Source organism: Microbacterium sp. LBN7 (genome assembly GCF_045690345.1).
Taxonomy (GTDB): Bacteria; Actinomycetota; Actinomycetes; order Actinomycetales; family Microbacteriaceae; genus Microbacterium.
The window spans coordinates 1,038,321-1,064,393 of sequence record NZ_CP147856.1; the positions used below are offsets into that span (position 1 = coordinate 1,038,321).

At 68.4% G+C, this 26,073-nt stretch carries 33 protein-coding genes; 15 read left to right on the top strand and 18 right to left on the bottom strand.

The features are described 5' to 3' along the window. Positions 1 to 168: 168 nt before the first annotated feature. The 3 genes from LBN7_RS04995 to LBN7_RS05005 form a co-directional block, all read right to left on the bottom strand. Positions 169 to 2,148: an alkaline phosphatase family protein gene (locus LBN7_RS04995; protein ID WP_407361133.1), complete on the bottom strand. Its 1,980-nt coding sequence runs from the start codon at positions 2,146 to 2,148 to the stop codon at positions 169 to 171. Between the two features lie 242 nt (positions 2,149 to 2,390). Further along, positions 2,391 to 2,801: an arsenate reductase ArsC gene (locus tag LBN7_RS05000; protein WP_407361134.1), complete on the bottom strand. Its 411-nt coding sequence runs from the start codon at positions 2,799 to 2,801 to the stop codon at positions 2,391 to 2,393. A gap of 59 nt (positions 2,802 to 2,860) precedes the next feature. Continuing rightward, positions 2,861 to 4,168 (bottom strand): NAD(P)-binding domain-containing protein, encoded by a 1,308-nt coding sequence (locus LBN7_RS05005; protein WP_407361135.1) that lies wholly within the window; start codon positions 4,166 to 4,168, stop codon positions 2,861 to 2,863. Positions 4,169 to 4,251: 83 nt separating this feature from the next. Here LBN7_RS05005 and LBN7_RS05010 point away from each other — a divergent pair, with 83 nt between their 5' ends. Next, positions 4,252 to 4,593 carry a helix-turn-helix transcriptional regulator gene (locus LBN7_RS05010; RefSeq protein ID WP_116634388.1) on the top strand — a complete coding sequence of 114 codons (342 nt, stop codon included), beginning with the start codon at positions 4,252 to 4,254 and terminating at the stop codon, positions 4,591 to 4,593. Here the strand turns inward: LBN7_RS05010 and LBN7_RS05015 are convergent. Further along, complete coding sequence (locus LBN7_RS05015; RefSeq protein ID WP_407361136.1) at positions 4,552 to 4,932, bottom strand: CHY zinc finger protein; 381 nt, start codon at positions 4,930 to 4,932, stop codon at positions 4,552 to 4,554. The genes LBN7_RS05010 and LBN7_RS05015 overlap by 42 nt on opposite strands. After that, positions 4,925 to 5,698: a TetR/AcrR family transcriptional regulator gene (locus LBN7_RS05020; protein WP_407361137.1), complete on the bottom strand. Its 774-nt coding sequence runs from the start codon at positions 5,696 to 5,698 to the stop codon at positions 4,925 to 4,927. The genes LBN7_RS05015 and LBN7_RS05020 overlap by 8 nt, the downstream gene beginning before the upstream one ends. A gap of 73 nt (positions 5,699 to 5,771) precedes the next feature. On the opposite strand from LBN7_RS05020, the gene LBN7_RS05025 reads away from it, so the two are divergent. Next, a complete protein-coding gene (locus tag LBN7_RS05025) occupies positions 5,772 to 6,170 on the top strand; it encodes a VOC family protein (RefSeq protein WP_341946289.1) in 399 nt (132 codons plus the stop codon). Between the two features lie 35 nt (positions 6,171 to 6,205). Here LBN7_RS05025 and LBN7_RS05030 read toward each other — a convergent pair whose 3' ends face one another. Next, positions 6,206 to 6,754, bottom strand: coding sequence for a VOC family protein (locus LBN7_RS05030; RefSeq protein ID WP_407361138.1), 549 nt, complete (start codon positions 6,752 to 6,754; stop codon positions 6,206 to 6,208). Positions 6,755 to 6,816: 62 nt separating this feature from the next. Further along, positions 6,817 to 7,659, bottom strand: a complete 843-nt coding sequence (locus tag LBN7_RS05035) for a helix-turn-helix transcriptional regulator (RefSeq protein WP_407361699.1) — start codon at positions 7,657 to 7,659, stop codon at positions 6,817 to 6,819. Between the two features lie 124 nt (positions 7,660 to 7,783). Between LBN7_RS05035 and LBN7_RS05040 the strand changes: the two genes are divergently transcribed. The 4 genes from LBN7_RS05040 to LBN7_RS05055 all read left to right on the top strand — a co-directional run bounded on the left by LBN7_RS05040 (position 7,784) and on the right by LBN7_RS05055 (position 10,942). Beyond that, on the top strand, positions 7,784 to 8,764 hold the full coding sequence (locus LBN7_RS05040; protein ID WP_407361139.1) for an SDR family oxidoreductase: 981 nt from the start codon (positions 7,784 to 7,786) through the stop codon (positions 8,762 to 8,764). Positions 8,765 to 8,773: 9 nt separating this feature from the next. Next, positions 8,774 to 8,965 (top strand): hypothetical protein, encoded by a 192-nt coding sequence (locus LBN7_RS05045; protein ID WP_407361140.1) that lies wholly within the window; start codon positions 8,774 to 8,776, stop codon positions 8,963 to 8,965. A gap of 24 nt (positions 8,966 to 8,989) precedes the next feature. Then, positions 8,990 to 10,078 (top strand): fatty acid desaturase family protein, encoded by a 1,089-nt coding sequence (locus tag LBN7_RS05050; protein ID WP_407361141.1) that lies wholly within the window; start codon positions 8,990 to 8,992, stop codon positions 10,076 to 10,078. A 78-nt stretch (positions 10,079 to 10,156) separates the two neighbouring features. After that, positions 10,157 to 10,942 carry a DNA/RNA non-specific endonuclease gene (locus tag LBN7_RS05055; protein WP_407361142.1) on the top strand — a complete coding sequence of 262 codons (786 nt, stop codon included), beginning with the start codon at positions 10,157 to 10,159 and terminating at the stop codon, positions 10,940 to 10,942. 18 nt (positions 10,943 to 10,960) lie between these two features. On the opposite strand, the gene ykgO is transcribed toward LBN7_RS05055, so the two are convergent. Continuing rightward, the gene (ykgO, locus tag LBN7_RS05060; RefSeq protein ID WP_407361143.1) at positions 10,961 to 11,083 is read right to left on the bottom strand and encodes a type B 50S ribosomal protein L36; all 123 of its coding nucleotides are present in this window, start codon (positions 11,081 to 11,083) and stop codon (positions 10,961 to 10,963) included. Positions 11,084 to 11,163: 80 nt separating this feature from the next. On the opposite strand from ykgO, the gene LBN7_RS05065 reads away from it, so the two are divergent. Continuing rightward, positions 11,164 to 12,168, top strand: coding sequence for a GTP-binding protein (locus tag LBN7_RS05065; RefSeq protein ID WP_407361144.1), 1,005 nt, complete (start codon positions 11,164 to 11,166; stop codon positions 12,166 to 12,168). Positions 12,169 to 12,208: 40 nt separating this feature from the next. Here the strand turns inward: LBN7_RS05065 and LBN7_RS05070 are convergent, their stop codons facing one another. Further along, the gene (locus LBN7_RS05070; protein WP_341946294.1) at positions 12,209 to 13,087 is read right to left on the bottom strand and encodes a helix-turn-helix transcriptional regulator; all 879 of its coding nucleotides are present in this window, start codon (positions 13,085 to 13,087) and stop codon (positions 12,209 to 12,211) included. A gap of 91 nt (positions 13,088 to 13,178) precedes the next feature. Between LBN7_RS05070 and LBN7_RS05075 the strand changes: the two genes are divergently transcribed. The 3 genes from LBN7_RS05075 to LBN7_RS05085 all read left to right on the top strand — a co-directional run bounded on the left by LBN7_RS05075 (position 13,179) and on the right by LBN7_RS05085 (position 15,825). Further along, the gene (locus tag LBN7_RS05075; RefSeq protein WP_407361700.1) at positions 13,179 to 14,051 is read left to right on the top strand and encodes an aldo/keto reductase; all 873 of its coding nucleotides are present in this window, start codon (positions 13,179 to 13,181) and stop codon (positions 14,049 to 14,051) included. Positions 14,052 to 14,169: 118 nt separating this feature from the next. Next, entirely contained in the window at positions 14,170 to 14,580 is a 411-nt protein-coding gene (gene arr, locus LBN7_RS05080; protein ID WP_341946296.1) for an NAD(+)--rifampin ADP-ribosyltransferase, read from the top strand. A 138-nt stretch (positions 14,581 to 14,718) separates the two neighbouring features. Further along, entirely contained in the window at positions 14,719 to 15,825 is a 1,107-nt protein-coding gene (locus LBN7_RS05085; RefSeq protein WP_407361145.1) for a GNAT family N-acetyltransferase, read from the top strand. 12 nt (positions 15,826 to 15,837) lie between these two features. On the opposite strand, the gene LBN7_RS05090 is transcribed toward LBN7_RS05085, so the two are convergent. Further along, positions 15,838 to 16,389, bottom strand: a complete 552-nt coding sequence (locus LBN7_RS05090) for a DUF6611 family protein (RefSeq protein ID WP_407361146.1) — start codon at positions 16,387 to 16,389, stop codon at positions 15,838 to 15,840. Positions 16,390 to 16,496: 107 nt separating this feature from the next. Next, entirely contained in the window at positions 16,497 to 17,519 is a 1,023-nt protein-coding gene (locus LBN7_RS05095; RefSeq protein WP_407361147.1) for a DUF389 domain-containing protein, read from the bottom strand. Positions 17,520 to 17,639: 120 nt separating this feature from the next. Between LBN7_RS05095 and LBN7_RS05100 the strand changes: the two genes are divergently transcribed. After that, complete coding sequence (locus LBN7_RS05100) at positions 17,640 to 17,864, top strand: hypothetical protein (RefSeq protein ID WP_407361148.1); 225 nt, start codon at positions 17,640 to 17,642, stop codon at positions 17,862 to 17,864. A 43-nt stretch (positions 17,865 to 17,907) separates the two neighbouring features. On the opposite strand, the gene LBN7_RS05105 is transcribed toward LBN7_RS05100, so the two are convergent. Beyond that, complete coding sequence (locus LBN7_RS05105; protein WP_407361149.1) at positions 17,908 to 18,174, bottom strand: hypothetical protein; 267 nt, start codon at positions 18,172 to 18,174, stop codon at positions 17,908 to 17,910. A 122-nt stretch (positions 18,175 to 18,296) separates the two neighbouring features. Between LBN7_RS05105 and LBN7_RS05110 the strand changes: the two genes are divergently transcribed. After that, on the top strand, positions 18,297 to 18,890 hold the full coding sequence (locus tag LBN7_RS05110; protein ID WP_407361150.1) for a helix-turn-helix domain-containing protein: 594 nt from the start codon (positions 18,297 to 18,299) through the stop codon (positions 18,888 to 18,890). 29 nt (positions 18,891 to 18,919) lie between these two features. On the opposite strand, the gene LBN7_RS05115 is transcribed toward LBN7_RS05110, so the two are convergent. The 3 genes from LBN7_RS05115 to LBN7_RS05125 are packed head-to-tail and all read right to left on the bottom strand — an operon-like array spanning position 18,920 to position 21,412. Then, complete coding sequence (locus LBN7_RS05115) at positions 18,920 to 19,600, bottom strand: response regulator (protein ID WP_407361151.1); 681 nt, start codon at positions 19,598 to 19,600, stop codon at positions 18,920 to 18,922. Beyond that, positions 19,597 to 20,712, bottom strand: a complete 1,116-nt coding sequence (locus tag LBN7_RS05120) for a sensor histidine kinase (protein WP_407361152.1) — start codon at positions 20,710 to 20,712, stop codon at positions 19,597 to 19,599. The genes LBN7_RS05115 and LBN7_RS05120 overlap by 4 nt, the downstream gene beginning before the upstream one ends. A gap of 4 nt (positions 20,713 to 20,716) precedes the next feature. Then, the gene (locus LBN7_RS05125; RefSeq protein ID WP_407361153.1) at positions 20,717 to 21,412 is read right to left on the bottom strand and encodes a DUF2306 domain-containing protein; all 696 of its coding nucleotides are present in this window, start codon (positions 21,410 to 21,412) and stop codon (positions 20,717 to 20,719) included. Between the two features lie 131 nt (positions 21,413 to 21,543). Here LBN7_RS05125 and LBN7_RS05130 point away from each other — a divergent pair, with 131 nt between their 5' ends. Together LBN7_RS05130 and LBN7_RS05135 are read left to right on the top strand one after the other, a co-directional pair. Beyond that, positions 21,544 to 22,551, top strand: coding sequence for an NAD(P)-dependent alcohol dehydrogenase (locus LBN7_RS05130; protein ID WP_407361154.1), 1,008 nt, complete (start codon positions 21,544 to 21,546; stop codon positions 22,549 to 22,551). Positions 22,552 to 22,576: 25 nt separating this feature from the next. Next, the gene (locus LBN7_RS05135) at positions 22,577 to 23,068 is read left to right on the top strand and encodes a DUF6326 family protein (RefSeq protein WP_407361155.1); all 492 of its coding nucleotides are present in this window, start codon (positions 22,577 to 22,579) and stop codon (positions 23,066 to 23,068) included. A 48-nt stretch (positions 23,069 to 23,116) separates the two neighbouring features. Here the strand turns inward: LBN7_RS05135 and LBN7_RS05140 are convergent, their stop codons facing one another. After that, positions 23,117 to 23,461, bottom strand: a complete 345-nt coding sequence (locus LBN7_RS05140; RefSeq protein WP_243408831.1) for a DUF1801 domain-containing protein — start codon at positions 23,459 to 23,461, stop codon at positions 23,117 to 23,119. 121 nt (positions 23,462 to 23,582) lie between these two features. On the opposite strand from LBN7_RS05140, the gene LBN7_RS05145 reads away from it, so the two are divergent. Beyond that, positions 23,583 to 24,047: a GNAT family N-acetyltransferase gene (locus tag LBN7_RS05145; protein ID WP_407361156.1), complete on the top strand. Its 465-nt coding sequence runs from the start codon at positions 23,583 to 23,585 to the stop codon at positions 24,045 to 24,047. Between the two features lie 488 nt (positions 24,048 to 24,535). Here the strand turns inward: LBN7_RS05145 and LBN7_RS05150 are convergent, their stop codons facing one another. Together LBN7_RS05150 and LBN7_RS05155 are read right to left on the bottom strand one after the other, a co-directional pair. Then, on the bottom strand, positions 24,536 to 25,465 hold the full coding sequence (locus tag LBN7_RS05150; protein ID WP_407361157.1) for a hypothetical protein: 930 nt from the start codon (positions 25,463 to 25,465) through the stop codon (positions 24,536 to 24,538). Positions 25,466 to 25,550: 85 nt separating this feature from the next. Then, complete coding sequence (locus LBN7_RS05155; RefSeq protein ID WP_407361158.1) at positions 25,551 to 25,916, bottom strand: DUF5655 domain-containing protein; 366 nt, start codon at positions 25,914 to 25,916, stop codon at positions 25,551 to 25,553. Positions 25,917 to 26,073 lie beyond the last annotated feature (157 nt).

Below are 26,073 nucleotides of genomic sequence, written 5' to 3' on the forward strand. Positions count from 1 at the left end.
AGGAACCGGTGGCCCGGGATGCGACGTGCATCCGTAATGACGACCCGACCGTATCGGAGTACTCCCCTTGGGATCTCCAGGGTACAAGGAGGCCTGGATCATCCCTGTGGATCTGCCGACAACCGCGGGGCGGCGGGCGCAGCGCACGACGCCCCGCGGTTGAGACGGTCAGTTCAGGGTGAACGTCACCGTCGCGCTGTTGCCCGCGACGTCCTGGACGACCAGGGTGTTCTCCCCCTGGACAGCACCGAAGACGCCGGGCTTCACGTGGTTGATGTCGGACCACGTGTTGTCGGAGAGGTCCTTCACCACCCCGTTGAGCGAGACCTGCGAGACCTTGCCCGCGTCGAAGAGCTTGAAGCTGACGAGGTCGTAGACCCCCGCGGAGCCCGCGGTGAACGATGCCCCCTCCTTGACCGTCGCGGTCGGAGCGGTGGCATCGATCGTCACCGCGAAGACGCCGGTCTGCGCGATGTTGCCCGCGAGGTCCTCCGCGTTGTACTTCACCGTGTACGCACCGTCGGGCAGGGTCTGGGTCGTCTCGTGCACACCGCTCGTCGCACCGTCGATCGCCGACTGCGTGCTCTTGACGAGCGTGCCGTCCTTGTAGATGTTCGCGACGATGCGCTTCAGACCGATGTCGTCGGTCGCGTCGACGCGCAGCGTCAGCGCGGGCATCGGACCGGCAGTGGTCGGCGCGACGAGAGTCGCCACCGGCTTCGTGGTGTCGACCGGAGCAGCATCCTGGCCGAGGGCGACGCGATCGACCGCCCAGAACGCGCTGTTGGTCCCGGTGTAGTGGAATCGGAACTGCGCGGTCTGCGCGCCGGCAGGCACGTCGAAGACCAGACGCTCCTCGGCATTCGTGTTCGCCGTGTACGCCTTGAGCGACTGCGCCTCGCCGCCGTCGAAGCTGACGAGGACCTCGGCCGACTGCGGCCCGTCGATGAAGTAGTTGGTGGCGTACGCCAGAGTCGCCGTGGAAGCGCCGGTCAGCGGGTAGGCGGGGCTGACGAGCGTCGAGTCGAAGGCGCCCGCCGCGTGCGACTTGTCGTCCCACTCATCCGAGTCGGCCACGGCGAAGACGTCGCGGACGCGCACCGACGTCTCCCGACGCTGCCCCAGCTCGACGTTGGTCCAGAAGTCATCGGTGGAGAAGGACCAGCCGGCCCATTCCCTCACACCGCCGGAGGGCATGAGGGAGTTGTCGATGCTCCAGCCTTCCGGTGTCGCATGCGTCCAGCCGAGGACATCCGCTCCGGGGCGGGTCTCGTCCGCGCGGGTCTGCAGCGCTGGGCGCAGCGCGTCGAAGGCATCGGGCGCGAGGTCCGGTACGGCAGTGCCGTCGAGTGCCCAGGCCGGGTCAGCCGCGATGCCGACGGCGGAGAGGACGGTGGGGGCGACGTCGGTGATCTTGACGTCGTGACGCACACCGGGCTCGATGCCCGGTCCCGCCGCGATCACGAACACCTTGCGCTCAGCCGGGCTGCTTCCGCCGTGACCACCGGTCGGAGTGTGGCCGTGATCCGCCGTGACGACGATGGTCCACTCCTCCTCCGAGGGTCGGGCCTCGACCGCGGCGAAGATCTGGCCGATCTCGCCGTCCGCCTTCGCGAGTGCCTGTCCGTAGGCAGTGCCGTTCGTGCCCGTGCTGTGCCCTGCGCCGTCGACCTCGTCGAGGTGCACGAACACGTCGTCGGCGCCGCCCGCGATCGCCTCGACCGCCTTGGCCGTCGTGCCGACATCGTTGCCGCCCTGGATGCGCGAGTCCGCGGCCGGCCCGAAGACCGTGGTCGCGATCGGAGACCACGTCGCCACGACCGCCGTGGAGCGCTCCGGCTGTGCGGCTTCGATGCGCGTCAGGTAGTCGGGGTAGAGGTCGTACCGAGGTGCCGTGAAGTTGTTGTCGACGACGTTGTGCTTGTCGGGCCAGACACCCGTGGCGATGGTCGACCACCCCGGTCCGGAGATGGTGCCGGCCAGCGGCGTGCCGTACAGGTTGCTGGACGAGACCATGCCGCGCGCCATCAGCGCGTCGAGGTTCGGCATGTCCGCATCGTCGAGGAAGTCGAACGACGCACCGTCGATCCCGATCACGAGGGTCTTGACGGCGGCCGCGTCGGCGGCCGCCAGGGCGGGTGCGGCCACCAGCGGGGACAGGAGGCATGCGGCCGCAGTTGTCAGCACAACTGCGCGCTTGCGATACGAGGGCATTTGATCTCCGAGACGTTGGTTTCACGGGCATGGTGACGTCCATGCCCGGAGACAGTCTCGAACTCGGAGACCGCGCCGCCAACGGTTCGCGCGAAGATGTCAATACACGTTGAGGTGCCGTTCACTCTCGGGCGCGCAAATAGGTATCTATGTGCGTGAACGGACGAGCGCCGCGGTCAGTCGAGCAGCTCGCCCACCAACTGTTCGATGCGGCTGCGGATGTCGTCGCGGATCGGCCGCACCGCGTCGATGCCCTGGCCGGCAGGATCATCGAGCTTCCAGTCCTCGTAGCGCTTGCCCGGGAAGAACGGGCACGCGTCGCCGCACCCCATCGTGATCACGACATCGGATGCCTGGACGGCCTCGGTCGTGAGCACCTTCGGCGCTTCCGCCGTGATGTCGATGCCGAGTTCGGCCATCGCCTCCACGGCGATCGGGTTGATCGCGTCGGCGGGCATGGACCCGGCCGAGCGGACCTCGATGCGGTCGCCGGCGATGTCGCGGAGAAACCCCGCGGCCATCTGCGAGCGGCCGGCGTTGTGCACGCACACGAACAGGACGGAGGGGGTGGATGCGGCGTCGGGCATGGTGGCTCCTGTCTACGTTTCCAGTCTGACATTCATCGATGCGGGGGAGGCTGCTCGGATCAGCCGACCGCGGCAGGGCGCGAGCCGATCTGCAGCACGGAGGGCGCAGGAGCGGCGCAGCATCCGCTCGCTCCCTCGTCGAAACCGCCCGCGCCGCCGCAGACACCGGTGTCCGGCAGCACCAGCTCGTTGCGGGCCGCGGACTCGTGATCTCCGGCGAGGTGCGCGACGACGCTCCGCACCTGCTCGAAGCCTGTCAGGGCGAGGAAGGTCGGCGCGCGCCCGTAGGACTTCGCGCCGACGATGAACAGACCCTGCTCCGGCTGTGCGAGCTGACGCGCACCCGTCGCCGACACCGAACCGCACGAGTGGATGTTCGGATCGATCTCGGTCGCGATGCCCGCGACCGCCTCGAGTGCGGGATCGAGATCGATGCGCAGCTCCCGGAGCAGGTCGGAGTCGGGTCGGAATCCGGTGAGCGCGAACACGTGGGAGACGTCGGCGACCTCTCGCCCGTCGTCCGAGCGGATGCGGAGAGCGCCGTCCTGTGCCCGGAACTCGGCGACACGGAACCCGGTGACGACGTCGACCACGCCGGACTCGATCACGCGGCGAGCGCGCGCTCCGAGAGCCGCCCGCTCGGGGAGCTCGTCGCCGGCACCGCCTCCGAACACGTTCGTCGCGGTTCCCCGTCGCAGCAGCCAGGTCACCCGCGTACCCGGTGCGCGGCGTGCGAGCTCACTCAGTCGCAGCACCGCGTGCGTCGCGGAATGGCCGGCTCCGACCACGACCACGTGCGCGCCCGCGAAGGCGGCGACGTCGTCGGGGATCCGATAGGAGATGCGATCTGCCGAGGCCGGCTCGCCCAGCGCAGGGTAGCCGTCCGCACCCGCCGGGTTCGGCTGCCCCCACGTGCCGCTGGCGTCGATCACCGAACGTGCGAGGAGCCGGCTCTCGGTGCCGTCGGCATCTCGCGTGTGCACCACGAACGACTGACTCCGACGTCCGCCGTCGACGACCTTGTCACGCCCGTAGCGTGCGACGCCGGTGACGGCGACCCCGTAGCGGACCCGCTCACCCAGCGCGTCGGCCAGTGGGGCGAGGTATCCCTCGACCCACTCCGCACCCGTCGGGTACCCGGCCGGCGGAGCCGACCACCCCGACGGCTCGAGCAGGCGCCGACCGGCCGCATCGGTGAGTTCCGGCCACGAGGAGAACAGCCGCACATGCCCCCATTCCGAGACCGCGGCCGCGGCCGCATCCCCGCGTTCGAGGACGACGGCGTCCAGCCCGCGTTCGGTCGCATGCGCCGCGGCGGCGAGGCCCTGCGGCCCCGCTCCGATGATCACGACGGGCAGTTCATCCATGGCGTCTCCTCAAATCGAAAAACTTCAATACGAAGACCATCCCCCACCTATCGAAGAATGTCAATACGTGACAGACTAGCGGGGTGAGCCTGCCCCTGACCATCGAAGCGACCTCCTGCTGCGTCCCCCGCGTCACCTCTGCCGTCTCCGTCGAGGACGCGGAAAGGGCAGCCCGCGTGTTCAAGGCGCTCGGCGACCCGACACGCGTTCGACTGCTGTCACTGATCGCCGCGGGCGAGGGCGGGGAAGCATGCATCTGCGACCTCACGGAGCCGGTCGGTCTCTCCCAGGGCACTGTCTCCCACCACATGAAGCTGCTCGCAGAGGCGGGGCTCGTCACGCGCGAGCAGCGCGGCAAGTGGGCGTACTTCGCCCTCAACGACTCAGCGCTCGACGCGGCCGCCGATGCCCTGCGGACGACCTGAGGGTCGCACCGCCGGCTCGGCCTCGAAGTAGAGGTGGGCATGCAGCGCGCACCTCTCGTTGAACCCGGCATCGCACTCCGGACATGAGGATGCCGCCAGATAGTCCGTGATCGTCAGCTCCGCACCGCAGGCTCCGCACAGCACGGCCTTCGTCTCGCGCTCGTCGAAGCCCCACTGGCGCGCGGGATGCCCGGCAGCCTCCGCATGACAGAGGTGGCACGGGTAGTACTCGCCGCAGCAGGCGAAGCGGATCGCGATGATGTCGACGGCGGTCCGATAGTGCACGCATCGGGTCATGTCGTCGACGACCGCGCCGCGGACGAGCGGACGACTAGGCATGGGGCTCGCGACCTTCGATCAGGGCGGCGAGAGCGTCGAGCGTACGCGCGAGCCCGAACGCCCAGGCCTGGCTCGCACCCCACGCGCCGCCCTGCGCCTCTCCGGCGGCGGCGCCGATGCGCACCGCCCGCGGAAAGGCCGCAGGGTCGAGGGCGCGGGCGAGGATCGGCTGGTTCGCCGACCACCACTGCTCATCGCTCATCGCGGTGTCGGTGACCGCTCGGGCGGCGTCGTGCGCCGAGCGACAGTGCGCCTGGACGAAGCCGAGGAGGTAGGTGAGCGAGGCGTCGACGTCGACATCCGAGAGCCCGGTGCCGTCGAAGGCGGCGAGCTCGTGCTCGTACTTCGCCATGACCCCGGGACCGAGCGGCGGTCTGCTGAGCGCGGCGACCTCGGTGAGCCACGGATGCCGGGTCAGCAGCTCACGGTTCGCCTGCGCGATCTCGGTCACCCGTTCGCGCCACGGCCTCTCCCCTGGATCCGGCCGCGCCATGCCGGCGTAGAGCGCGTCGACCATCAGGTCGAGGAGCTCCGGCTTCCCCGGGACATAGGTGTACACCGACATCGGCGCGATGCCCACGCGCTCGGCCACGGCACGCACGGTGACTCCGGCGAGCCCCTGCTCATCGGCGATGGCGAGGGCCGCCTCGACGAGCCGACCCACGGCGACGGAGCGCGCCGGGCCCTTCCGCGGAGCCGACGGCTCACCCCAGAGCAGAGCGAGGGTCCGGCTCGGCTCTCCTGCGCCCGTGCGATCGGCATCCATGGGAATGATCTTGCCACATCTGCGTTATACGCAGTACATTGTACGTCGTACAGTGTTACCGATAGGAGCATCCATGCAGTTCACCTCGACAGCGATCTCGCTGAACGTGCCCGACGTCGACGCCTCCGCCGAGTGGGTGCAGAAGCACCTCGGCTTCTCCGTCGCGATGGCGGCCGACGGATTCTGCTCGCTGCAGCATCCGGATGCCGGGATCAACCTGATCTACCTCCGCACGGGCCTGCCGACGTTCAAGCCCGCGTCGGCGGCTGCGGACGCGACAGGCCTCCTCGTCGTCTTCACGGTCGACGCCATCGACGACGACTACGCCCGCCTGCGCGAGGAGGGCGTCACCATCGTCACGCCGATCGAGACCGAGCCCTGGGGCGAGCGCTACTTCCAGATGACGGACCCGAACGGCATCGTCTACCAGCTCGTCCAGTGGGTCGAGCCGACGGAGGAGCACGTCGGCTGACAGCGGTGCCACGCGCTGAGCCGCCTCGACGCCGCTCAGCGCGTGGGTGCGCTCGACCGCCCCTGATCACGACCGCTGAGCTCTGCGTCGAGCGTCTCCTGGGCGACGCGCATCTGCTCGGCGTAGACCGGCTCCCGCAGGCGCTCCCAGATCAGATCCTCCGGGACGTCTTCGACGTCGCTCACCACCCACCAGATGTTGCCGAACGGGTCTTTGATGCGTCCCCCGCGCTGACCGAAGGCATTGTCGTCGAGTGCGGTCACGACCACGGCTCCCGCTGCGATCGCCTGAGCGAAGGTCGCATCGGCATCCGGTACCCACACCCGCAGCAGGCTCGGCATCACCGGCCACTCGGGACGGCGATCGAAGGCCAGGACGACCGTGTCCCCGACCCGGACCTCGGCGTGGCCGATCAAGCCGTCCTCCGTGGCGACGCGCGCGATCTCCTCGCCGTCGAACGCCGCGGCGACGAAGTCGAGCAGTGCTCCGGTGTCGTCCGTGACGACCCATGGCGCCACGGTCGTGTAGCCGGCGGGGGCGGAGTTCTTCGTGTCGGTCATCTTCTTCTCCGATCTGGATGTCATGCGATGAACCTACGAGCAGATGCGGACAGATCCTGTCCTCGTACCCTCCAGCCGACACCCGGTCAGTGCGCGTACCGCGGCCCCAGGACCGAGAGCAGCTTCAGCTTCTCGTGACTCTCCGACCCCGGGGCCGCGGTATAGACCAGCAAGGCCTGCGAGGACCCCGGATCGATCAGGCTCTGACAGGACAGATCGAGGGCGCCGAGCTCCGGGTGGATGAACCGCTTGGTCTCCTGCGGCCGCAGCCCGATCTCCTGCCGCTCCCAGAGCATCCGGAATTCCTCGCTCTCATCGCGCAGCAGGCGGCAGAGCTCGGCGGCGCGCGACTCCGGGCCGTTGCGGGCCATCACCTCGCGCAGGCCGGAGACCCACAGCCGCGCGAGGAACGCGTGGTCGCGGGGGTCGTAGAGCTCGCGCGAACCCGGATCCGTGAACCACCGGAACCCGATGCTGCGCTGCGGGCCGGTGAGCTGCGCGGTGTCGCCGGTGAGCGCGACGCCGAGCGCGGTCTGACGCAGCGTCTCCCCCAGCTCCGTGACGACCTCGGCCGGCGTGTCCTCGAGGCGGTCCAGGATGCGCAGCATTCCCGGTGAGACGTGGTCGCTCTCCACACCGCGGGCGGGAGGTCGGTGGCCCGCCAACCGGAACAGGTGGTCGCGTTCATCCGCCGAGAGATGAAGTCCCTGGGCGATCGACGCGATCATCTGCTCCGACGGCAGCGGGCCGCTGCCGCGCTCGAGGCGCGCGTAGTAGTCGGCCGACATGTGACTGAGCGCAGCCACCTCCTCGCGCCGGAGTCCGTCGGTGCGCCGACGCTGCCCGCGAGGCAGGCCGACGTCCTCCGGCTGGAGCACGTCGCGCCGCATCCGGAGGAACTCCGCCAGCCCTGCCCTGTCGATCCCCATGCGCACGGCATCCTCTCGTCGCCACGATCCTGACACGCCGGTGCTCCGGCATCCACTGATCGACGAGTCCTGGATAGCGCGCCGGGCACCGATGAGAGTGGAGGAGACCTGAAGGAGCACGCTCATGCCACGCACCATCGACATCACCATCCCACCGCTGCACGGTCGACGCGCCGTCGTCACCGGCGGGAGCGACGGCATCGGACTGCGGATCGCCACCCGTCTCGCCCAGGCCGGCGCAGACGTCGTGCTACCGGTCCGCAATCTCCGCAAGGGCGAGGCGGCGGCCGCCGGGATCCGGGAGAAGGCTCCGTCCGCCGAAGTGGAACTGCTGCCCCTGGACCTTTCATCGCTCGCGTCGATCGCCGCATTCGGCGACAACATGCGAGAGGACGGACAGCCCATCCATCTCCTCATCAACAACGCCGGCGTGATGACGCCACCGGACCGGCAGGTCACGGCCGACGGCTTCGAGCTCCAGTTCGGCACGAATCACCTCGGCCACTTCGCGCTCGTCGGGCAGCTGCTGCCGCTGCTGCGTGCAGGCAAGGCCCGCGTCACGTCGCAGGTCAGCGTCGCCGCGAACGAGCGATCCATCCACTGGGACGATCTGAACGGGGAGCGCTCGTACAACGGCATGACCGCGTACAGCCAGTCGAAGATCGCCTTCGGTCAGTTCGCGCTCGAGCTCGACCGTCGCAGCGAAGCACAGGGCTGGGGCATCACGAGCAACCTCTCCCACCCCGGAGTCGCCCCCACCAGCCTGCTCGCCGCCCGGCCGGAGCTCGGACGCGGACAGGACACGGTCGGTGTGCGGGTGATCCGGTGGGGATCCGCCCGCGGGATCGTGTTCGGCACTCCGGAATCGGCGGCTCTCCCCGCCCTCTACGCAGCGACGTCTCCCGACGCCCGCCGTCGCGCGTTCTACGGACCGCGAGGGATCGGTCACCTCGGCGGCGCTCCCGCCGAGCAGCGGCTGTACTCCCGTCTGCGCAGCGAGGAGGAGGCGCGGCGGGTCTGGCAGGTCTCCGAGGAGCTGACCGGCATCCGATTCACCGGCGACGGACCGATCGAGACTGTGAGCCCACCCAGCTTGGGGGCGTAACGTCCGGTCATGAACGCACAATTGAAGATCGCGGGGCACAGCCCCGATCCGCTGGGTCACGGATCTGCCCTCGTCGACGCGCTTCCGGCCGCCTTGACGACGAAGCACGTGCCTGACCACCACACCGCCGCAACGGTGACCGACGACGACGAGGCACGCATCTCGGACTGGGCCGAAGAGGGCGGTGCCGCCCGCGACTAGGGCGACACCCGCGAAGAGGTCATCATGGACGACATCCGTCCGACCGTCCGCACCCGTCCGCGCGACAGCGCGGCCCGCGCATCGAGCACCTTCACGGAGCTCGCTCAGACCGTCCGCGAGCGCGGACTGCTGCGCCGCCGTTACGGCTACTACTGGTCGAAGCTCGTGGGAGCGCCACTGGTGCTCATCGCCTGCATCCTCGTGTTCGTCTGGATCGGCGACACCTGGTGGCAGCTGTTCACCGCGGCCGTGCTCGCGATCGTGTTCACTCAGATCGCGTTCCTCGGCCACGACGCCGCCCACCGCCAGATCTTCGTCTCCGGACGCTGGAACGACTGGATCAGCCTGATCCTCGGCGACCTGCTCGTCGGCATGAGCTACGGCTGGTGGCAGCACAAGCACACCCGGCATCATGCGAATCCCAACAAGCTCGGCGCCGACCCCGACATCGAGCTGCCTGTCATCGCGGTCACAGCCGACAGCGCCGCACGGCATCACAGCCCGCTGGTGTCATGGCTGCGGGCGCACCAGGGCCTGATGTTCTTCCCGATCCTGCTCTTCGAGGGCCTGTCGCTCCACGCGTCGAGCGTTCGACGCGTGTTCACACGCGGACGCCTCGAGCGGCGATGGGTGGAGATCGTCTTCCTGGCCGTGCGGATGATCGGCTATCTCGTCCTGGTCTTCCTGGTGCTGTCACCGGGCATCGCCTTCGTGTTCCTCGCCGTGCAGCTCGGACTGTTCGGCTTCTACATGGGCATCGCCTTCGCACCGAACCACAAGGGGATGCCGGTCGTCCCGCGGGACATGACGCTGGACTTCCTGCGGCGCCAGGTGCTGATGAGTCGCAACGTGAGCGGAAGCCGGTTCATCGATGTTCTCCTCGGCGGGCTGAACTACCAGGTCGAGCACCACCTCTTCCCCTCGATGCCTCGCCCGCACCTGCGTCGCGCGGCGCCCGTGGTCGAGGCGTACTGTCGCGAGCTCGGGGTGCCGTACACCCGCATCGGCCTGTTCGCCTCGTACGCGATCGTCGTCCGCTACATCAACCGCGTCGGCCTCGGCGAGCGCGACGTGTTCAGCTGCCCGCTGATCGAGCAGCGCAGTCACGTGTAGTGCGCTCCCGTGGCAGGTATGGCGGGTGTTTCGCTCGCAGACCCGCCAAAACTGCCACGGGAGCACCATGATGGACGGATGACGGACGGGTATCGGGACGACTTCCTCGCCACCGCGGTGGCGTTGCCGCAGACGGGGCGCGCCACTCGGAGGCTCGACTACCCGCGCTTCTCGGTGCTGCTCGACCCTTCGCGTCGCCTCGCGGCGGCGACGGCGGTGAACATCGACGGCGCCGAGCTCCGCGACCTCGCCAGGGAGGGCGAGTGGCGCCTCGATCCCCGGGTCGATGCCGACGAGCAGACCGGCCCCGAGGTTTACGCGCGCAACGACCTCGACCGCGGGCACCTGGTCCGCCGGCGCGATCCCGGCTGGGGCGAGCCTGCCGACGCACGGGAGGCGATGGAGGCGACCTTCTTCTACCCGAACGCCGCGCCGCAGGCCGCCGGCTTCAACCAGTCGAAGGAACTGTGGCTCGGCCTCGAAGACCATGTGCTCGCCTATGCCGAGACGACCGATCAGCGGCTGAGCGTCTTCACCGCGCCTGTCCTCGCCGACGAAGACCCGGCGTACCGCGGCATCCGGATCCCGCTGCGATTCTGGAAGGTCGCCGCCTGGCAGGATGCGATCGGTCTTCGCGCCGCGGGGTTCGTCCTCGACCAGACCGAACTCGTCGACACCGGCGAAGGCCTTCTGGCGAAGCCGCCGCTCGGGGCCTTCCGCACCTTCCAGGTGCCGATCGCGGACATCACGGGCATCACGGGTGTCGACTTCGGGCCGCTCGCTGACGCCGACGTGCTGGATCGCGCCGACCTGCGGGCGGGCGGCTGGCGCGCGCTGCGCTCGGCGGGCGACACGATCCTCTGAGCAGCCGCCCGCCCCGGGTCAGCCCTGACGACCCTTGAATCGGGGGTTGACCCTATTGATGACGAAGACGCGCCCGCGACGGCGCACGACCTGGGCGCCGGGTTGATTCTTCAGGGACTTGAGCGATGCTCGAACCTTCATACGATCTCCTTATTGATAATCTTTCTCAATAACAAGGTAGGGTGGCGAGGACCGCCCGTCAAGAAGAGAGCAGATCGTCCATGGAGCACCCCCTCATCGTCGTCGGCGTCTGCGTGCCGGAGCGACGACGGTACGCGGCCGCGCTCGCCCGAGCGACCGGCAGGCGCCTCGTGCGGATCTCGGAGCTCCCTCCCGCGCGTCGGGAGGAACGCGATCCGATCCCGTCGGAGCGGTCTCTCGGCAGCGGCGAACTCTGGCGATTCGTGGCCGACATCGGGACCGAGATCGACCTCCCGCACGTCGACCTCGCGACGGATCCGCGGATTCCGGTCGTGTGCGTCGTGGACGCCCTGCACCTACTGGAGGACCTCGCCGACCAGCGCCCGCTCCTCGAGACCGCAGGCCCCGGTGACGACCGCGGCGACGTCGGCGCTCGCGCCCGTCGCGCCGTGTCCTTCGTCGAAGGCGCGACGCTGATCTCCTTCGTCAACTGGGAGGCGGTCGACACGCCCCGTCTGGCCCTCGTGATGACGATCGCCTCTCACCTCAATCCCGCCGCCCGCGTGCGTCTGTCGCGCGGACCGGCGGACGACATCCGCGCCCTGAGCTCCGGGTCGCCGGAGTCGCCGCTGCTGCTGGAGAGAGCGGGCTGGGTGCACGCGCTCAACGATGAGCACGATCCGCACATGACAGATGCGCGTGTGACGACGCTCCGCTACGAGCAGCCCCGCCCGTTCCACCCCGCGAGGCTCGCCGCTGCGCTGGACGACATCGAGTCCGGTCGCCACGGCCACATCCTGCGGTCGGCGGGATTCTGTCGTCTCGCGACGCGGGCGAGCGTCCTCGCACGCTGGGATCACGTCGGTTCCGCGATCTGGATGGATCCGCTGTCGTCCGATATCGAGGCGGCGTCGACCGTGCAGGACATCGCGTTCACCGGGCTCGGCATCGATGCGCGGGCACTCCGCGACGCCCTCGACGACGCCGCCGTCACCGACGAGGAGCTCACCGCCGGTCCGGTCGCATGGCGCGAGTTCGAGGACCCGCTCCCCGCGTGGCCGTCGATCGTCGAGGAGCGCCCCTGAACGACCGCCCGTCGGTCGTCGTGTCCGGCCGCTCGCTGCCTCAGGCTTCGGCCGATGCCGCCTGGTCCGCGCTCGCCGACTCCGTCGCGACCCAGCTGGCGAGCATCTTCAGCTTCTCCTCGGATGCCGTGCCGGGCTCGGCCGTGTACGTCGACATGCGCAGTCCCGGGTCGGAGGGCAGCTCGAACGCCTCGTAGACGAGCTCGATCTCGCCGACGACCGGATGCCGGAGCCGCTTGACCCCACTGCGGTGGTGGCGCACATCGTGCGCGGCCCACAGTGTGCGGAACCGATCGCTGCGCGTCGAGAGCTCGCCCACCAGGTCGCTGAAGCGACGGTCGAACGGATTGCGGCCGGCCTCACCGCGCATCGCCGCGACGATCTCACGGGTGACACGGTCCCAGTCGGGGTAGAACTCGTGCGCCGCCGGATTCAGGAAGGCGAAGCGCACGCTGTTCGGCGCGGGATCGGTGAAGTGCGGCGAATAGAGTGCCTTGCCGAGCGCGTTCGCGCCGAGATAGTCGAAAGAGCTGTTGCGCACGAGTGCCGGCGCCCCGGTCATCGCGTCGAGCAGGCGCTGGATGCTGGGGCGGATCGCCTCCGCCTTCTTTCGCGGCTTCCTGGCCACGGGTGAGGCGTTCGCGGTGCGGGCGAGGTCGAAGAGGTGCGCCGTCTCCGCGTCGTCGAGCTGCAGCGCCCTCGCGAGGGAGTCCAGCACGCTGTCGGACGCTCCGGAGAGGTCACCGCGTTCGAGGCGGGTGTAATAGTCGACGCTGACGCCCGCGAGCAGCGAGACCTCCTCGCGACGGAGCCCCGGCACGCGTCGGTTGCCCCCGAACACGGGGAGCCCTGCCTTGTCGGGGGTGAGTCGTGCGCGCCTCGTGGAGAGGAACTCACGCACCTCGCTGCGGGTGTCCATACCTCGACGGTACGCCTCGCCGGCTGCGGAAGGGAGGTACCAGCACCCCCTCCCATCCGGCCGCGTCCATCCGCACACTGGAGGTATGACCATGAATCTCACCCTGAACAACGGCGTCACCATGCCGGCACTCGGCTTCGGCGTCTTCCAGGCCGCTCCCGAGGAGACCGTCGCAGCGGTGACCGCGGCGCTCGAGACCGGCTATCGCCTGATCGACACGGCAGCGGCATACGGCAACGAGCGCGAGGTCGGACAGGCCATCCGACAGTCGGGCATCTCCCGCGACGAGATCTTCATCGAGACCAAGGTGTGGATCAGCGACTTCGGCTACGACGAGACGCTGCACGCCTTCGAGAAGTCGACCGGCAAGCTCGGCGTCGACACTCTGGACCTGCTCATCCTGCACCAGGCGCTGCCCTCGCAGTTCGACCTGACCGTCGGCGCATACAAGGCCCTCGAGTCCCTGCTCGGCGAGGGGCGCGTGCGCGCCATCGGCGTCAGCAACTTCATGCCGTCGCACCTCGCCGACCTGGCCGCCTCGACCTCGATCGTGCCCGCGGTCAACCAGGTCGAGGTGCACCCGTACTTCCAGCAGCGCGATGTGCAGCGGGCGGATGCCGCGGCGGGCACGATCACGCAGGCCTGGTCGCCGATCGGCGGCATCACCGCATACCGCCCCAACGGCGCATCTGCCTTCGACGACGAGACGCTGAAGGCGATCGGCGCGGAGCGCGGCAAGTCGCCGGCACAGGTCATGCTGCGCTGGCACCTGCAGCAGGGCCGCTCCGCACTGCCGAAGTCGGTGCGACCCGCGCGCATCGCCGAGAACTACGACGTGTTCGACTTCGAGCTCACGGCCGAGCAGCTCGCCTCGATCGACGCGCTCGACACCGACGTGCGTCGCGGGCCCGAGCCGGAGGCCGTCACTCTCGAGGCCTTCGGTCGGGAGATCCCGGAAGCATGAGCCGTTCGGCGAGCGCCGCGGTTTCACCGCCGCGGACGGCACCGTCTGGAGCGTGATCGCGCTGGACGAGGACGAGCTGGACATCACGGGCTCGGGATAGAACTCCTAGGCTGTCGGGATGAGTGACGCGCTGGACGAGGGACCGTTCTTTCACGGCACGAAGGCCGATCTGCAGGAGGGCGACCTCCTGACGGCGGGCTTCCGCTCCAACTACCGCCCCGAGATCGTGATGAACCACATCTACTTCACGGCTCTGCGGGATGGCGCAGGGCTGGCGGCCGAACTCGCGGCGGGTGACGGCGAGCCGCGCGTCTACCTCGTCGAGCCGACCGGCCCCTTCGAGAACGACCCGAATGTGACCGACAAGAAGTTCCCCGGCAACCCCACGCGCTCGTATCGCAGCACCGAGCCGATCCGGGTCGTCTCCGAGGTGCTCGACTGGACCCGGCTGACCCCCGAAGCACTCGCGACCTGGCGGGAGACGCTGGCCGCGATCCGCGCCGACGAGCGCGGCGAGATCATCAACTGACCGCGGCGACGACCGGAGCCGCACCATTGCCGCCGCGGTGGCGGCATGAGAGGCTTTCCGTCGTGACCATCTGACAGCGATCCCCCTCCTCCCCACGCCGTGGGTGAGTCGAACGATCCCGCGAACCGAAGGTTCACCATGTCATCCCCTGATCACACCGGCGTCGAGCCGGCCTTCACGATCTCCGCGCTCACCGTGCCGGAGACCATCGATTCCCCTGATGCCGCGGACTTCATCGGCATGGCCGAGGTGAGAAGCACCGTCGAGGCCGAGCAGCGCGGAGCCCCGGGCGAGCTCTTCACGGCAGAGGAGATGCTGCCGAACTGGAAGGACGAGAGCACCGAGATGCTCGGGTTCGTCGCCAAGGTCGACGGCCGGGTCGTCGCGCGCGGCAGCCTGGCGCTCCCGGCCGATGCGAGCGAATGCTGGGCCTCCGTCGCGGTGCTTGCCGATCACCGGAACCAGGGCGTCGGCTCAGCGCTCTACGAGCGCCTCGAGCAGACGGCCAGAGCCCGAGGTCGAACGACGGTCCAGAATCAGACGAGCTTCCTCGCGACGCCGACAGACACGGGCGACCGCATCTCCGCCCCGACCGGCTTCGGATCCGTGCCGGCAGAGCTCGCCTCGACGCGCTTCCTGCGGAACCGCGACTTCTCTCTCGAGCAGGTCGGTCGGTTGAGCGGCCTCGCACTGCCCGTCGATGAGGAGGCCTTTTCGGCCCTGCTCGCTGAGACGACCGCGGGGGCCGCCGGCTACCGCACTGTGACGTGGCAGGGGCGGACGCCGGACGAATGGATGGAGAGCATCGCACATCTGCGCACCAGGATGAGCACCGATGCTCCGAATGCCGTTATCGAACAGAGCGAAGACGTCTGGACGACCGAGCGTGTGCGTGCGTTCGATGACCTGTGGGAGACGAGCCCTCGCATGCTGCTCACGACCATCGTGGTCCACGACGCCACGGGAACGGTGGCGGGTTACACCGAGCTCGATGTACCGCCGGAGCCCGATCGATCCGTGGAACAGCGCGACACCCTGGTGCTGCGCGATCATCGCGGTCGCCGCCTCGGGATGCTGTTGAAACTCGCCAACATCCGCGAGCTCCGCGACGGGTTCCCCGATCACGGTCTCATCGAGACGATGAATGCCGAAGAGAATCGCCACATGCTCGACGTCAACGAAGCAGTCGGATTCGTGCCGCTGTCGTACGCCGCCCGATGGAAGAAGGTCCTCGGGCGAAGGTGACGGAAGTCGTCGTCACCCGCCCGGTGTCAGTCGTCCGCCGGCGTGCGCGTACGCCGCTCGCCACGCTCGGTCGAACTCCCGTCGACTGATCACGCCGTGTCTGCAGGCGAAGGCGGCATCCTGCAGAGCTTCGGCGATCGTGTCGAGCCTGCGCTGCTGCGCGCGCTCCTCGGCGGTCTCCTCGTGCAGGCCGGACCGGCTCGCTGCCAGCGTCACGGTGCGCTGACGGATGCCGCGCGCACGGCGCGAGAGCGAGATGCCGACCGGGAGCAGTGCTGCCGTGAGCACCAGGGCGGCGAGCATCGGGGGGACGTCCACTGCGCAGAGGCCCACCCAGACGACGACGCCCCCGCCGAGCGCGAGCGGCGTGAAGAAGCGGTTGGCCTCGGCGAGGCGCCGTTCCGCGCCGGTGGAGTCCGGCGGGTAGACGGCGAGCACGGACGCGACGGTACCGTAGTGGCTCACGGTGCGCGACACGTGACCCCAACGCGGAACCGACGAATCTGCGGGAGCGGGGACGGTGCGGGTGGTGGCAGTGAATCGAGGACGATGGACGAGGGACATGTCCCCCACATTCCTCCGCGCGGACCCCGGGAGCGCGGATGCACACGGAACCCATGCGGCCCCGCCCCGTTTCCATGCGAGAAGGCGACGCCGTCGCAGTGAGCCGACTAATCCTGACGGGGTGGGGACGGCTGCCCGTTGTCTTCGATGCTGAGCATCCGCAGCCGGGTCGTGCTCCGCCGGCGACGCGGTCGGCGTAGGCGGGCGGCTCGTCGACCCCGCCTACGTCCTGCGACGAGCTGCACGTAGAGCGTCGCGACGCCGGCGATCAGCAGACCGGCGAGATTGACGAGCAGCTGGATCGCGGAGCCGCGCGCCTCATCCCAGGCGCCGACGGCGAGCGTGAGCCCGATGGTCCCCACCGCCGGCACCGTGGTGATCGAGATGAACACTCCGACGAGGGCCGAGGACTTCGCCGTCGTGAGCGAGAGCACGCCGGCGATCCCGGCGAGGATCGCGATGACGAACGACCACGCGTCGGGAGCGACGATGAACTCCGTCGCGGGGCCGGTGGTCGCCTGCTCGTAGGTGATGACGCCGATCGAGTAGAGGATCGCCCAGATCGCCCAGGCGATGGCGGCGCACGCGGCGAAGCCCCCGAGGAGCGTTCCGAGGGCGGGACCGACGATCCCGCGGCGTCGACGGACGATCGCGTAGGAGATCGCGGCCAGCGGCGCGAATTCCGGGCCGACGACCATCGCACCGATGATGAGGATCGGCTGGTCGAGCAGACGGCCCACACCCGCGATGAGCGTCGCGAGCAGCAGGAAGACGAAGAAGGAGACCGACGGATGCGCATCTTCCTCCGCCTTGCTCGCGAGCTGCGCCCAGAGCACACCGTCGGCAGGATGTCCGGGGGCGAGAGCCTCGGCCCGGTCGGCGGCATCGGAGACCACGACCAGAGGTTCCGACACGACGATGCCGCCCTCGGCGGGGATGCCGAGGTGCCGCAGCGAGCGCATGATGTTGTTCGCGTTCTCCCTGGTCATCTCGAACAGGATCACGTCGCCGCGTCCGTCCAACGCCGCCCCGGGGAGGACGGCCAGCCCGCAGACGGTGGGGTCTCCCGAGAGAATCTCCTGCGTCTGATCGGAGAGAGCCTGGGTGACGCTGACGCGGACGGAGAGCATGCAGCTATTCTGCTCTGTTCACCGCTCCCGCCGCGCCGACAGGAACATGCAGCTCTGTGCGCACATCATCGGTGCGGCATGCGCTCTCGGGACTGTGGAATCGGCCGATATCGTGGAGGCATGAGCCGCCCGGAACCCCGTCCCCTTCTCGGACTCGTCGGGGCATTGCTGTTCTGGGGCGGCCTCTGCTTCACCATCCTCTTCGGCGCGGTGGGCGCCTGGCTTCTCGCGACAGGATCTCAGCCGTCGTGGATCCTGCTGGCCGTCACCGCGGGAGTGTGCCTCGTGGGTCTCGGGATCGTGAAGTGGAGCGGCGTGCCCCTGAGCGAGGCGATGCTGCTCTGACGGGAGCTCCCCGAAGGGCGCCCGTGCGCGCGACGCCGCGAAGTCATCGTCGGATGCCGGCCTGCAGCGATGCGTGCAGGCGCATCAGCTGCGGGACCACGAGGTAGACCGCGACGGGAACGACCACGATCGTGAGGACGAACGCGCGGAGCACGGGATTCCATCCCTCGGAGAACGGTGCGATCGCGATGAAGCCGAGCGTCACGAGCGGGAAGATCGCGAGCCAGGTGATGACGGCGCGGACATGCACGGACGGAGGCTTCGTGATGGCGCGGTCGGCGGGGCGCGTGGCGGCCTGAGGGTTCGACATCGTCTGTCCTTCATTCGGGGTAGGAGCGCGGCTTCTCCGCGCATGGGACCACCGTCCCAGGTACCGGCACGAAAGTGGGAATTCCGTTGCCGAAACCGGGAAGGAGATGCTTGAGTGAGCGGATGAGCACGAGGCAGCGGATAGAGACGGAACTGAGCCAGATCGGGCCGCGGCTTCGACGAGTCCGTCTGGCCAAGGACACCACTCTCCTCGACCTGGCGAGCATGACGGGGATATCGAAGAGCACCCTGTCCAGGTTGGAGTCCGGTCAACGCAAACCCAGCCTCGAGCTGCTGCTGCCGATCGTCGCCGCTCTCGCCGTGCCTCTCGAGCAGATCGTCAGCCCTCCCCGCATCGGCGACCCCCGTGTGGCTCCGAAGACCTCTCGCGCCGACGGACGCATCCTCACGAGACTCTCGGCCAGAGGAGGTGAGCCGCAGGCCTTCCAGATCACGATCCCTGCGACTGAGCGGGAGCCGACCCTGCGCGCCCACGACGGGTACGAATGGATCTACGTACTGGACGGTCACATGAGGCTCGTGCTCGGCGAGCACGACATCGTCATGCGGCCGGGCGAGGTCGCGGAGTTCGACACGAAGAACCCGCACTGGTTCGGGTCGGCCGGCGCGGGACCCGTCGAGATTCTCAGCCTGTTCGGCGCACACGGACAGCGGATGCATCTCCGCGCGCGCACGACTCCCGCGAAAGCCGGCTGACGCGCACTCACGCAGCCGTCAGCGACGGATCACCGCTCGTCGCCGTCGCCGGCTCGCCGGCGCATCCGCCCCGTCTGGTGCGCCCAGATGGCGATCTCGACGCGATTGCGGGCGCCGAGCTTCGTCATGAGGCTCGCGACGTGCGTCTTCACCGTGCTGATGGTGATGTAGAGCTCGCTCGCGATCTCACCGTTGCTCAGGCCTCCCGCGACGGTCGCGAGCACCTGCTCCTCGCGCTCGGTGAGCGGCTCGACGGGCTGCGGGGGCGGCGCGGCGGGACGCGCTCCGGCGAATGCCTCGAGCAGCCGGACCGTGACGTTGGGGGCGATCAGAGCATCCCCGCCGGCGGCAGCGCGGATCGCCTGCGCGAGAAGCTCCGGTCCGGCATCCTTGAGCAGGAAGCCCTTGGCGCCCGCCCGCAGCGCGGCGAAGACGTACTCGTCGAGATCGAAGGTCGTGATGACGACGACCGCCATCGGGTCATCCACGCCCGGACCGGCGAGCAGGCGGGTCGCCTCGATGCCGTCGAGATCGGGCATGCGGATGTCGAACAGGCAGACGTCTGGCCGCAGGCTGCGGGCCAGGGCGACGGCTTCGTTGCCGTCGACGGCCCGACCCACGACCTCGATGTCCGGCTGGGCGCCGAGGATCATGCTGAGGCCCGTGCGCACGAGCTCCTGGTCGTCGGCGACGAGCACGCGGATGGTCATGCTGACCATCCAACACGAGGGAGCACCGCGGTGACGGCCCATCCGCCGCCGGGCGCCGGTCCTGCCTGACAGGTGCCGCCGAGCAGAGCCGCGCGCTCCATCATGCCGATGATCCCGAATCCGGGCGTGGGAGAGGAGGCGACCTCTCCGTCGTTCGTCACGCTCAACCGCAGCCCTCCCGCGTCCGCCTCCACGAGCACGTCCACACGCGTGACCTGCCGGGCGTGACGGAGAGCGTTGGTCACGGATTCCTGCGCGAGACGGAAGACCGCGGCGGCCACGGGCGGCGGGATGCTGCCGTCATCCCCCGCCACCTTCACGACGACCGTCGCGCCACCGGGTCGTGTTCCGGCGAGCTGCATGATGTCGCCCAAACGCGGACTCGGCGCAAGCTCGGCCGTATCGCCCTGTCGCAGCACCCGCACCATGGACCGCAGCTCGCTCAGGGTCTTGGCCGCCTCCGCCTCGATCACGCCGAGCGCGTCCTCCGCCGCTCCAGGGTCTCGCGCCGCCACCGCCAGGCCCGCCTGGGCCCGGATCGCGATGGCCGAGACGTGGTGGGCGACCGTGTCATGCAGATCACGGGCAAGATGCTCACGTTCCCGCATCCGGATGCGGTCGAGGCCACGCTGCCGGGATCCGGCGCGATAGCGGAAGGCGATGCCGAGCAGCACCACCGTCAGCAGCAGCGCGAACCCACCGATGAGCTCATCAAGGCCTTCCCCGCGGACGAACGTGAGGCCGAGGCTCGCCAGGAGGACGACCGAGCCGATCACGAGGTCGCGACCTGCCCCCCAGCGATAGAGCGCGTAGACGTTCACCATGGCGAAGAGGCTCGTGTAGAGGGTCGAGTCGGGCAGGAGCAGCCCGAGCGGCACCATCACGGCGATGAGCATCAGCAGCGGCTTCGTGCGGCGCCAGAGCACTGACGGCAGCACGGCGAGGAGCACGAGCACCGAGAGCAGCGGCTGTTGCAGGTCGGTTCGGAGGATGCTCTCGACCACCGCCAGCACGGCGACGACGGTCAGGAGAACCCAATCCCGCCAGACCCGGCGCGGCGGAGGGGGCACAGCGCTCGGCGCACTCCACGCGGAACGCAGAAGTCCGGTCACTCCGTCAGGATACAAGCGCAGCGCCATCCGTCACGCGGCTCATCCGCCGGCCGGTCCGTCGGCGGATGAGCAGCTCCGCCACGACGCTGTTGATGACGAAGGCCACCGCGACCAGCCAGGCCTCGCCGAGCGCGTCGACCTCGCCGAGGGGGATCGTCCACGACGCGAAGACGAGCGCCTGGGTTCCGCCGGAGATCGCGATCGCGTAGGCGCGTGTCATCCATGCACCGTGCGCGGGGAAGTCCCGGCGTCTGATCGCGATCACCGCTCGCACCAGGAACACCGTCATCGCCGTCGCGAAGACGAGGCGGATCATCGCGAGTGCGAGCTCGTCCGGAGGTCCGCCGAAGAAGACGGCGAGCCAGACGGCGGACGAGGCCGCGAGGAAGGCGGCGGGAACCAGGACGCGGCCGGCGGAGCGATGCCAGCGATGCCGTGCTCGCAGCGCCGGAGAGAACTGGAAGGCGCCGAGAACGCAGTACACGGTCATCGCCACGATGTGCACGACCAACGCGACTGTCGAGGCCGGAGGCGACGGGTCCCCGGAGCCGGCGCCCACCTCTCCGAGGCGGAGCACGCCGCCGAGCACCGGGAGCGCACTGAGCAGCAGGAGCCCGGTGATCGCCGGCCATCCGCTCTTCGGACGCGCCCGCCGTCGCACCGAGGTCGGACGGCGGGTGGCCTTCATCTGTTGCGACATGTCTCGATGCTCGTCGCCTCGGAGGGCCAGGACATCGGCCCGCGGCACAGAACGGATGCCGTACTTTCGGCCGAGCAGAGCCGGACCGCCTGGCCGATGATCCGCGCACCCGGGAAGACGAGCATCGAGGCATGACACCCGATAAGACCATGACCGCGGCCGTCTACCGCCGGTTCGGCGGCCCTGAGGAGGTGCACCTCGAACAGCGCCCCATCCCCTCGCCGAAGTCCGGCGAGGTGCTCGTCCGGGTGCACGCGAGCACGGTGAGCATCGCCGATCATCGGTCCCGCGCTAGGGACGTGCCGCCCGGCCTCGGTCTGCTCGCGGCCGCCGGGATCGGCGTGTTCCGGCCGAAGCATCCGATTCTGGGCATGGATGCCGCGGGCGTCGTCGAAGCCGTCGGCCCGGGCGTCACAGCGTTCACCGCCGGCGACCGTGTCATCGCGGCGATGGGCGGAGCGTTCGGCGGTCACGCCGAGTACGTGTGCGTGCCCGCCGACGGGGCGATCACCCACGCTCCGGCGAGCATGACCCTCGAGGAGGCCGTGACCCTCGTGTTCGGCGGCATCACCGCGCAGGGCTTCTTCAGACAGGTCTCGATCGGGCCGGGCACCTCGGTGCTCGTCAACGGAGCATCCGGCGCGGTCGGCACTGCGGCGATCCAGCTGGCGAAGCAGCTCGGCGCCGACGTGACGGCCGTCACCAGCGGCGGCAACGCCTCTCTGGTCCTGTCACTCGGCGCGGACCGGATCATCGACTACACCCGCCAGGACTTCACCGCGGGCGACGAGACGTACGACGTGGTCGTCGACGGCGTGGGCAATGCCGGGTTCGACCGCGTCGAGGAATCGATCGCTCCCGGCGGGGCGCTCCTGCTCGTGGTCGCCGATCTGCGGTCGATGCTGCGCAGCCGCGGTCAGATCCGTCGATCGGGAAAGCTCGTCACCTGGAACGTCGGCAAACCCGGCGCCGACGAGCTCGCCCACCTCGTGGCTCTCGCAGACTCCGGTCGCTACCGACCCGTCATCGACCGGTCCTTCGCCCTGGCCGACATCGTCGAGGCGCACCGCTACGTCGACACCGGGCGCAAGCGCGGCAACGTCGTGCTGCGCATCGCCGACGTCGACCCCCTTTCATGATCCGCACCCGACAAAGGAGTACCTGATGAACACACGACGACCCACCACCACCGCGCTGGAAGAGCAGCGGATGCCGGTCAGAGTCAGACTCGCTGCCGCCTGGACGAGCTTCATGCTCTTCTACATCTACGTGGACATCCTCGCCTTCTACAAGCCCGGCGTCGTCGATGACATCCTCGTCGGCGTCGTCTGGCAGTTCGACATCACCCAGACCTGGGCGATCATCGCGCTGAGCCTCCTCGCGATCCCGATCCTCATGGTCGTGCTGTCGGTGGCGCTGCCCGCCCGAGCCAGCCGCATCGCCAACCTCGTCGTGGCCTCGATACAGGTCCCGTTCGCGGCCTTCAACGCCGTGGGCGAGGTAGGCGGGTCGTGGCTGTTCTTCTACCTCCTGGGCGTCGCACTGGAGCTGGTCGTGCTCGCGTTCATCGTGCGGTGGGCCTGGACATGGCCGCGCGGCGCAGCAACGACGGACACGGCGGCCAGCGCAGAGCGTGCGGTGAGAGACGTGCGGTAGGCACGGATTCGACGCTCACGGATGGGGTCCCCTGGGATCCCGTCCGTGTCAGGCGGCGGCCTTCTCGACCCAGGCGCGAATCGTGGCCTCGGTCGCAGCATCCAGCGATGTGACCGTCCACGCGACAGGATGCAGATGGGCACCCTCTTCTCGTGTCGGGTTGACGACCTCGCCGAAGCCGAACGCGAGGTAGTCCTTGTCCGGCTTGATGTAGCAGATGTCCTTGCCGTCTCTCACGTAGAACACGAGTCCCCAGCGGACGACCGGCTCCAACGAGGGCGCGCTCTCCCGGACGAGAGTGTGGAGGCGCTCAGCGACCTCCCGGTACTGCGCGGGGGCTTCTCGGAGCTTCGCGAGAACAGCCTCGTCGCCCTTCTTCGCAAACAATCCCATGTTCCTGCCTCCCTGAGTCAGCCTGTGGTCACCGGTGGCGAGTCTATGTCGACGGGCTCGAGAGCGTCACTCCTACACCGCCGGCTGGCGTCTGGGATGCCGCGGCGTGCATAGTGAGAATGTGAGCGATCAGCACGTACGGAGAGCACGGCCTGAGGAGCACGAAGAGATCTCAGCTTTGGCTCTGCGCTCGAAGGGGTACTGGGGGTACTCAGCCGAGTTCCTCGAGGCATGCCGAGCAGAGCTGACCTTCGATGCGACGACCTGTGGGTCACCGCTGATGTGGGTCGTGGAGCAGGACAATACCGTTCTCGGCTTCAGCCTCGTGAAAGGTGACACAGACGAAGGCGAGCTATCGGCGTTGTTCGTCGATCCGTCCGCGATCGGCACCGGATGCGGCCGAATGCTGCTCGAGCACACACTGCACTCCGCGCGGGCCGCGGGGTTCACACGCCTGGAGCTCGATGCGGATCCAGGTGCGGAGTCGTTCTATCTGCGTTTTGGAGCTCGACGCATCGGCACCTCGCCCAGTGGCTCCATTCCGGGCCGCGAGCTTCCGCGACTAGCGATTGCGCTCACGGAGTAAGCGGAAGCCGGAAAGGAGCAACCCCGATCGACAGTCTCCTGTCCGATCTCGCGTGAGCTGTCACAAAGTGCGACACGACTTCTGCGGAATTCCGCGGGAATCGTGTCAGGCTCATGAGGTGACCTTTTTCACCAGACCTGTCTGAAAATCCGCGATCCATCCGCCCTGCTCGCTACTCAGCGCCGGCCGAGTCCGTGCTGCTCGGCGCTGTGTCAGCTGGGGTCGACGCTGTACATTTCGCCGGGCCTCAGGACGCTCGGCGCAACAAGACAGCAGGTCGATGAACGCGATCGCGTTCCGCAATGCACCTGCGGCGCTTCGGAGCAGTTGAACATCCGCCACCAGTTCGTCCGATGAAGGACGGGTGACGACGTCGGCCTCAGAGCCGAGCACCTCAGCTGCTTGGCGATGATATCGGGACCGAGTACTTGCATCACCTTTCCGTGCTCGGTTCGCTACCGGTCCAGCGCCGAAGTTGCCGCTGCTGCTCAGGAGGACGCCGGGGCTGTCGGGCTATCTGCGGGTTCAGAGACGGAATGCGTGTCCGCTGCTCGCGCGAGCCCAGTGGGAGATCCAACATGCGAACGGTGTCGGGAGATCAGAAGCCACAGGATGAGCGAGGGCAGAATCGGAGCCACGAGCGCATAGACCAGATTAGTGGCCCCGCTCACAGTCGACTGGTAGACCAGGATTGCCGCGGCACTGGCCACGAACGCGGCAAGGCAAGCCGCGAGCCGCTTCGGCGCTGACAGGCCTGAAGCGGCTGCGAAAGCGACGATGCCGTTGATGAGGAACGGCGCGATGAAGAGGCCTTGCACCTCGAGTGTGAGGCTGTTTCCGGCGTCGATGGTCGCACCCGCTGCCAGGGCAAAGAGCACAGATACGACTGCGTACCCCATGAATGCGAGTGACGCCGCTACGACGGCACGCAACAAACGTTCAAAAACCGCAGGAAGCGCAGCGAGCACTCCCCGCGGATGGCGAATCACGAGCCCCGTCAAGACGCTGAACAGGAGGGTTTGCACGAGCATCTCCGGCAATCCGATGGCGTGATACCAGAGCGGCAGTTTGGTGTACACGACTCCCTCGATCGACGATGGCGCCGCAGCCGCTGTAGAGAGGATGGAGATTCCCACCATCAACATCCATAGCCAGAACCAGCCATATCTGGCTGCGAGAGCACTGCGGAACGGCAAGAGCACAGCGGCGATGATCAGACCACGAGCTACTTGGACGACGGGACCGACGAAAAGCGCAATGGACCCGAAACTCTTCATGTACTCCCGAATGATCGGTTCCGCGAAAAGCGACTCGTAGTCGAGCACCGTCGCAGCGACCATTCCCACGAGGAAGTAGGTCACGACGTGGGCCACGGTGACCTTGACGAGGAAGTTCGCGACTTCTGATGGCTTCTCCACGCAGATAGTCTCGTCAACGCTCCGCTCGGCGATCGGGCCGAAGGTCCCGCGGGCCATGGGTTCGGGATGACGGCTGTTCGCGCGTTCAGCGAGCTTCCTCACAGGCACGCTTGAGCCATCCGATGAGCTCGTCGTCGACGTCCGCCACCGATCGAAGCTCAGCGTGGTGCATCCAAGTTCGCGGCGACACATGGACGACTTCTTTGAACCGAGAGGAGGAGAGCTTCTCGCGCAACGCGATGGACACGACGAGAGGCGCAGTGCTTTTTACATAGCGAGAGGGGTCCCACGCGTACGCGAATGCTCGTCGCGCCCGGAGTGCCACCTGACTTCGCGATACCACCACATTGACGCCGTCGAGCGCCACAAGCGGTCGGGCGAGCGAACGATAGATCGGGATCGCCTTCTCATTCGAGGCGAAGAACGTCTCGCCGATGACTGGCCGCGCCATAGGACGATCTCCGGGGCCAGATCAGGCGCCGAGAGCTTCCAGTACATGAAAGATGACGTAGGCGGGCCAAACGGCCGCTTGAAGCAGGCCCAGGATCGCGCCCCAGAAGCTGCCATCTGCACCTGAGATGAACTAGATCGCGGCACCGATGTAGGCG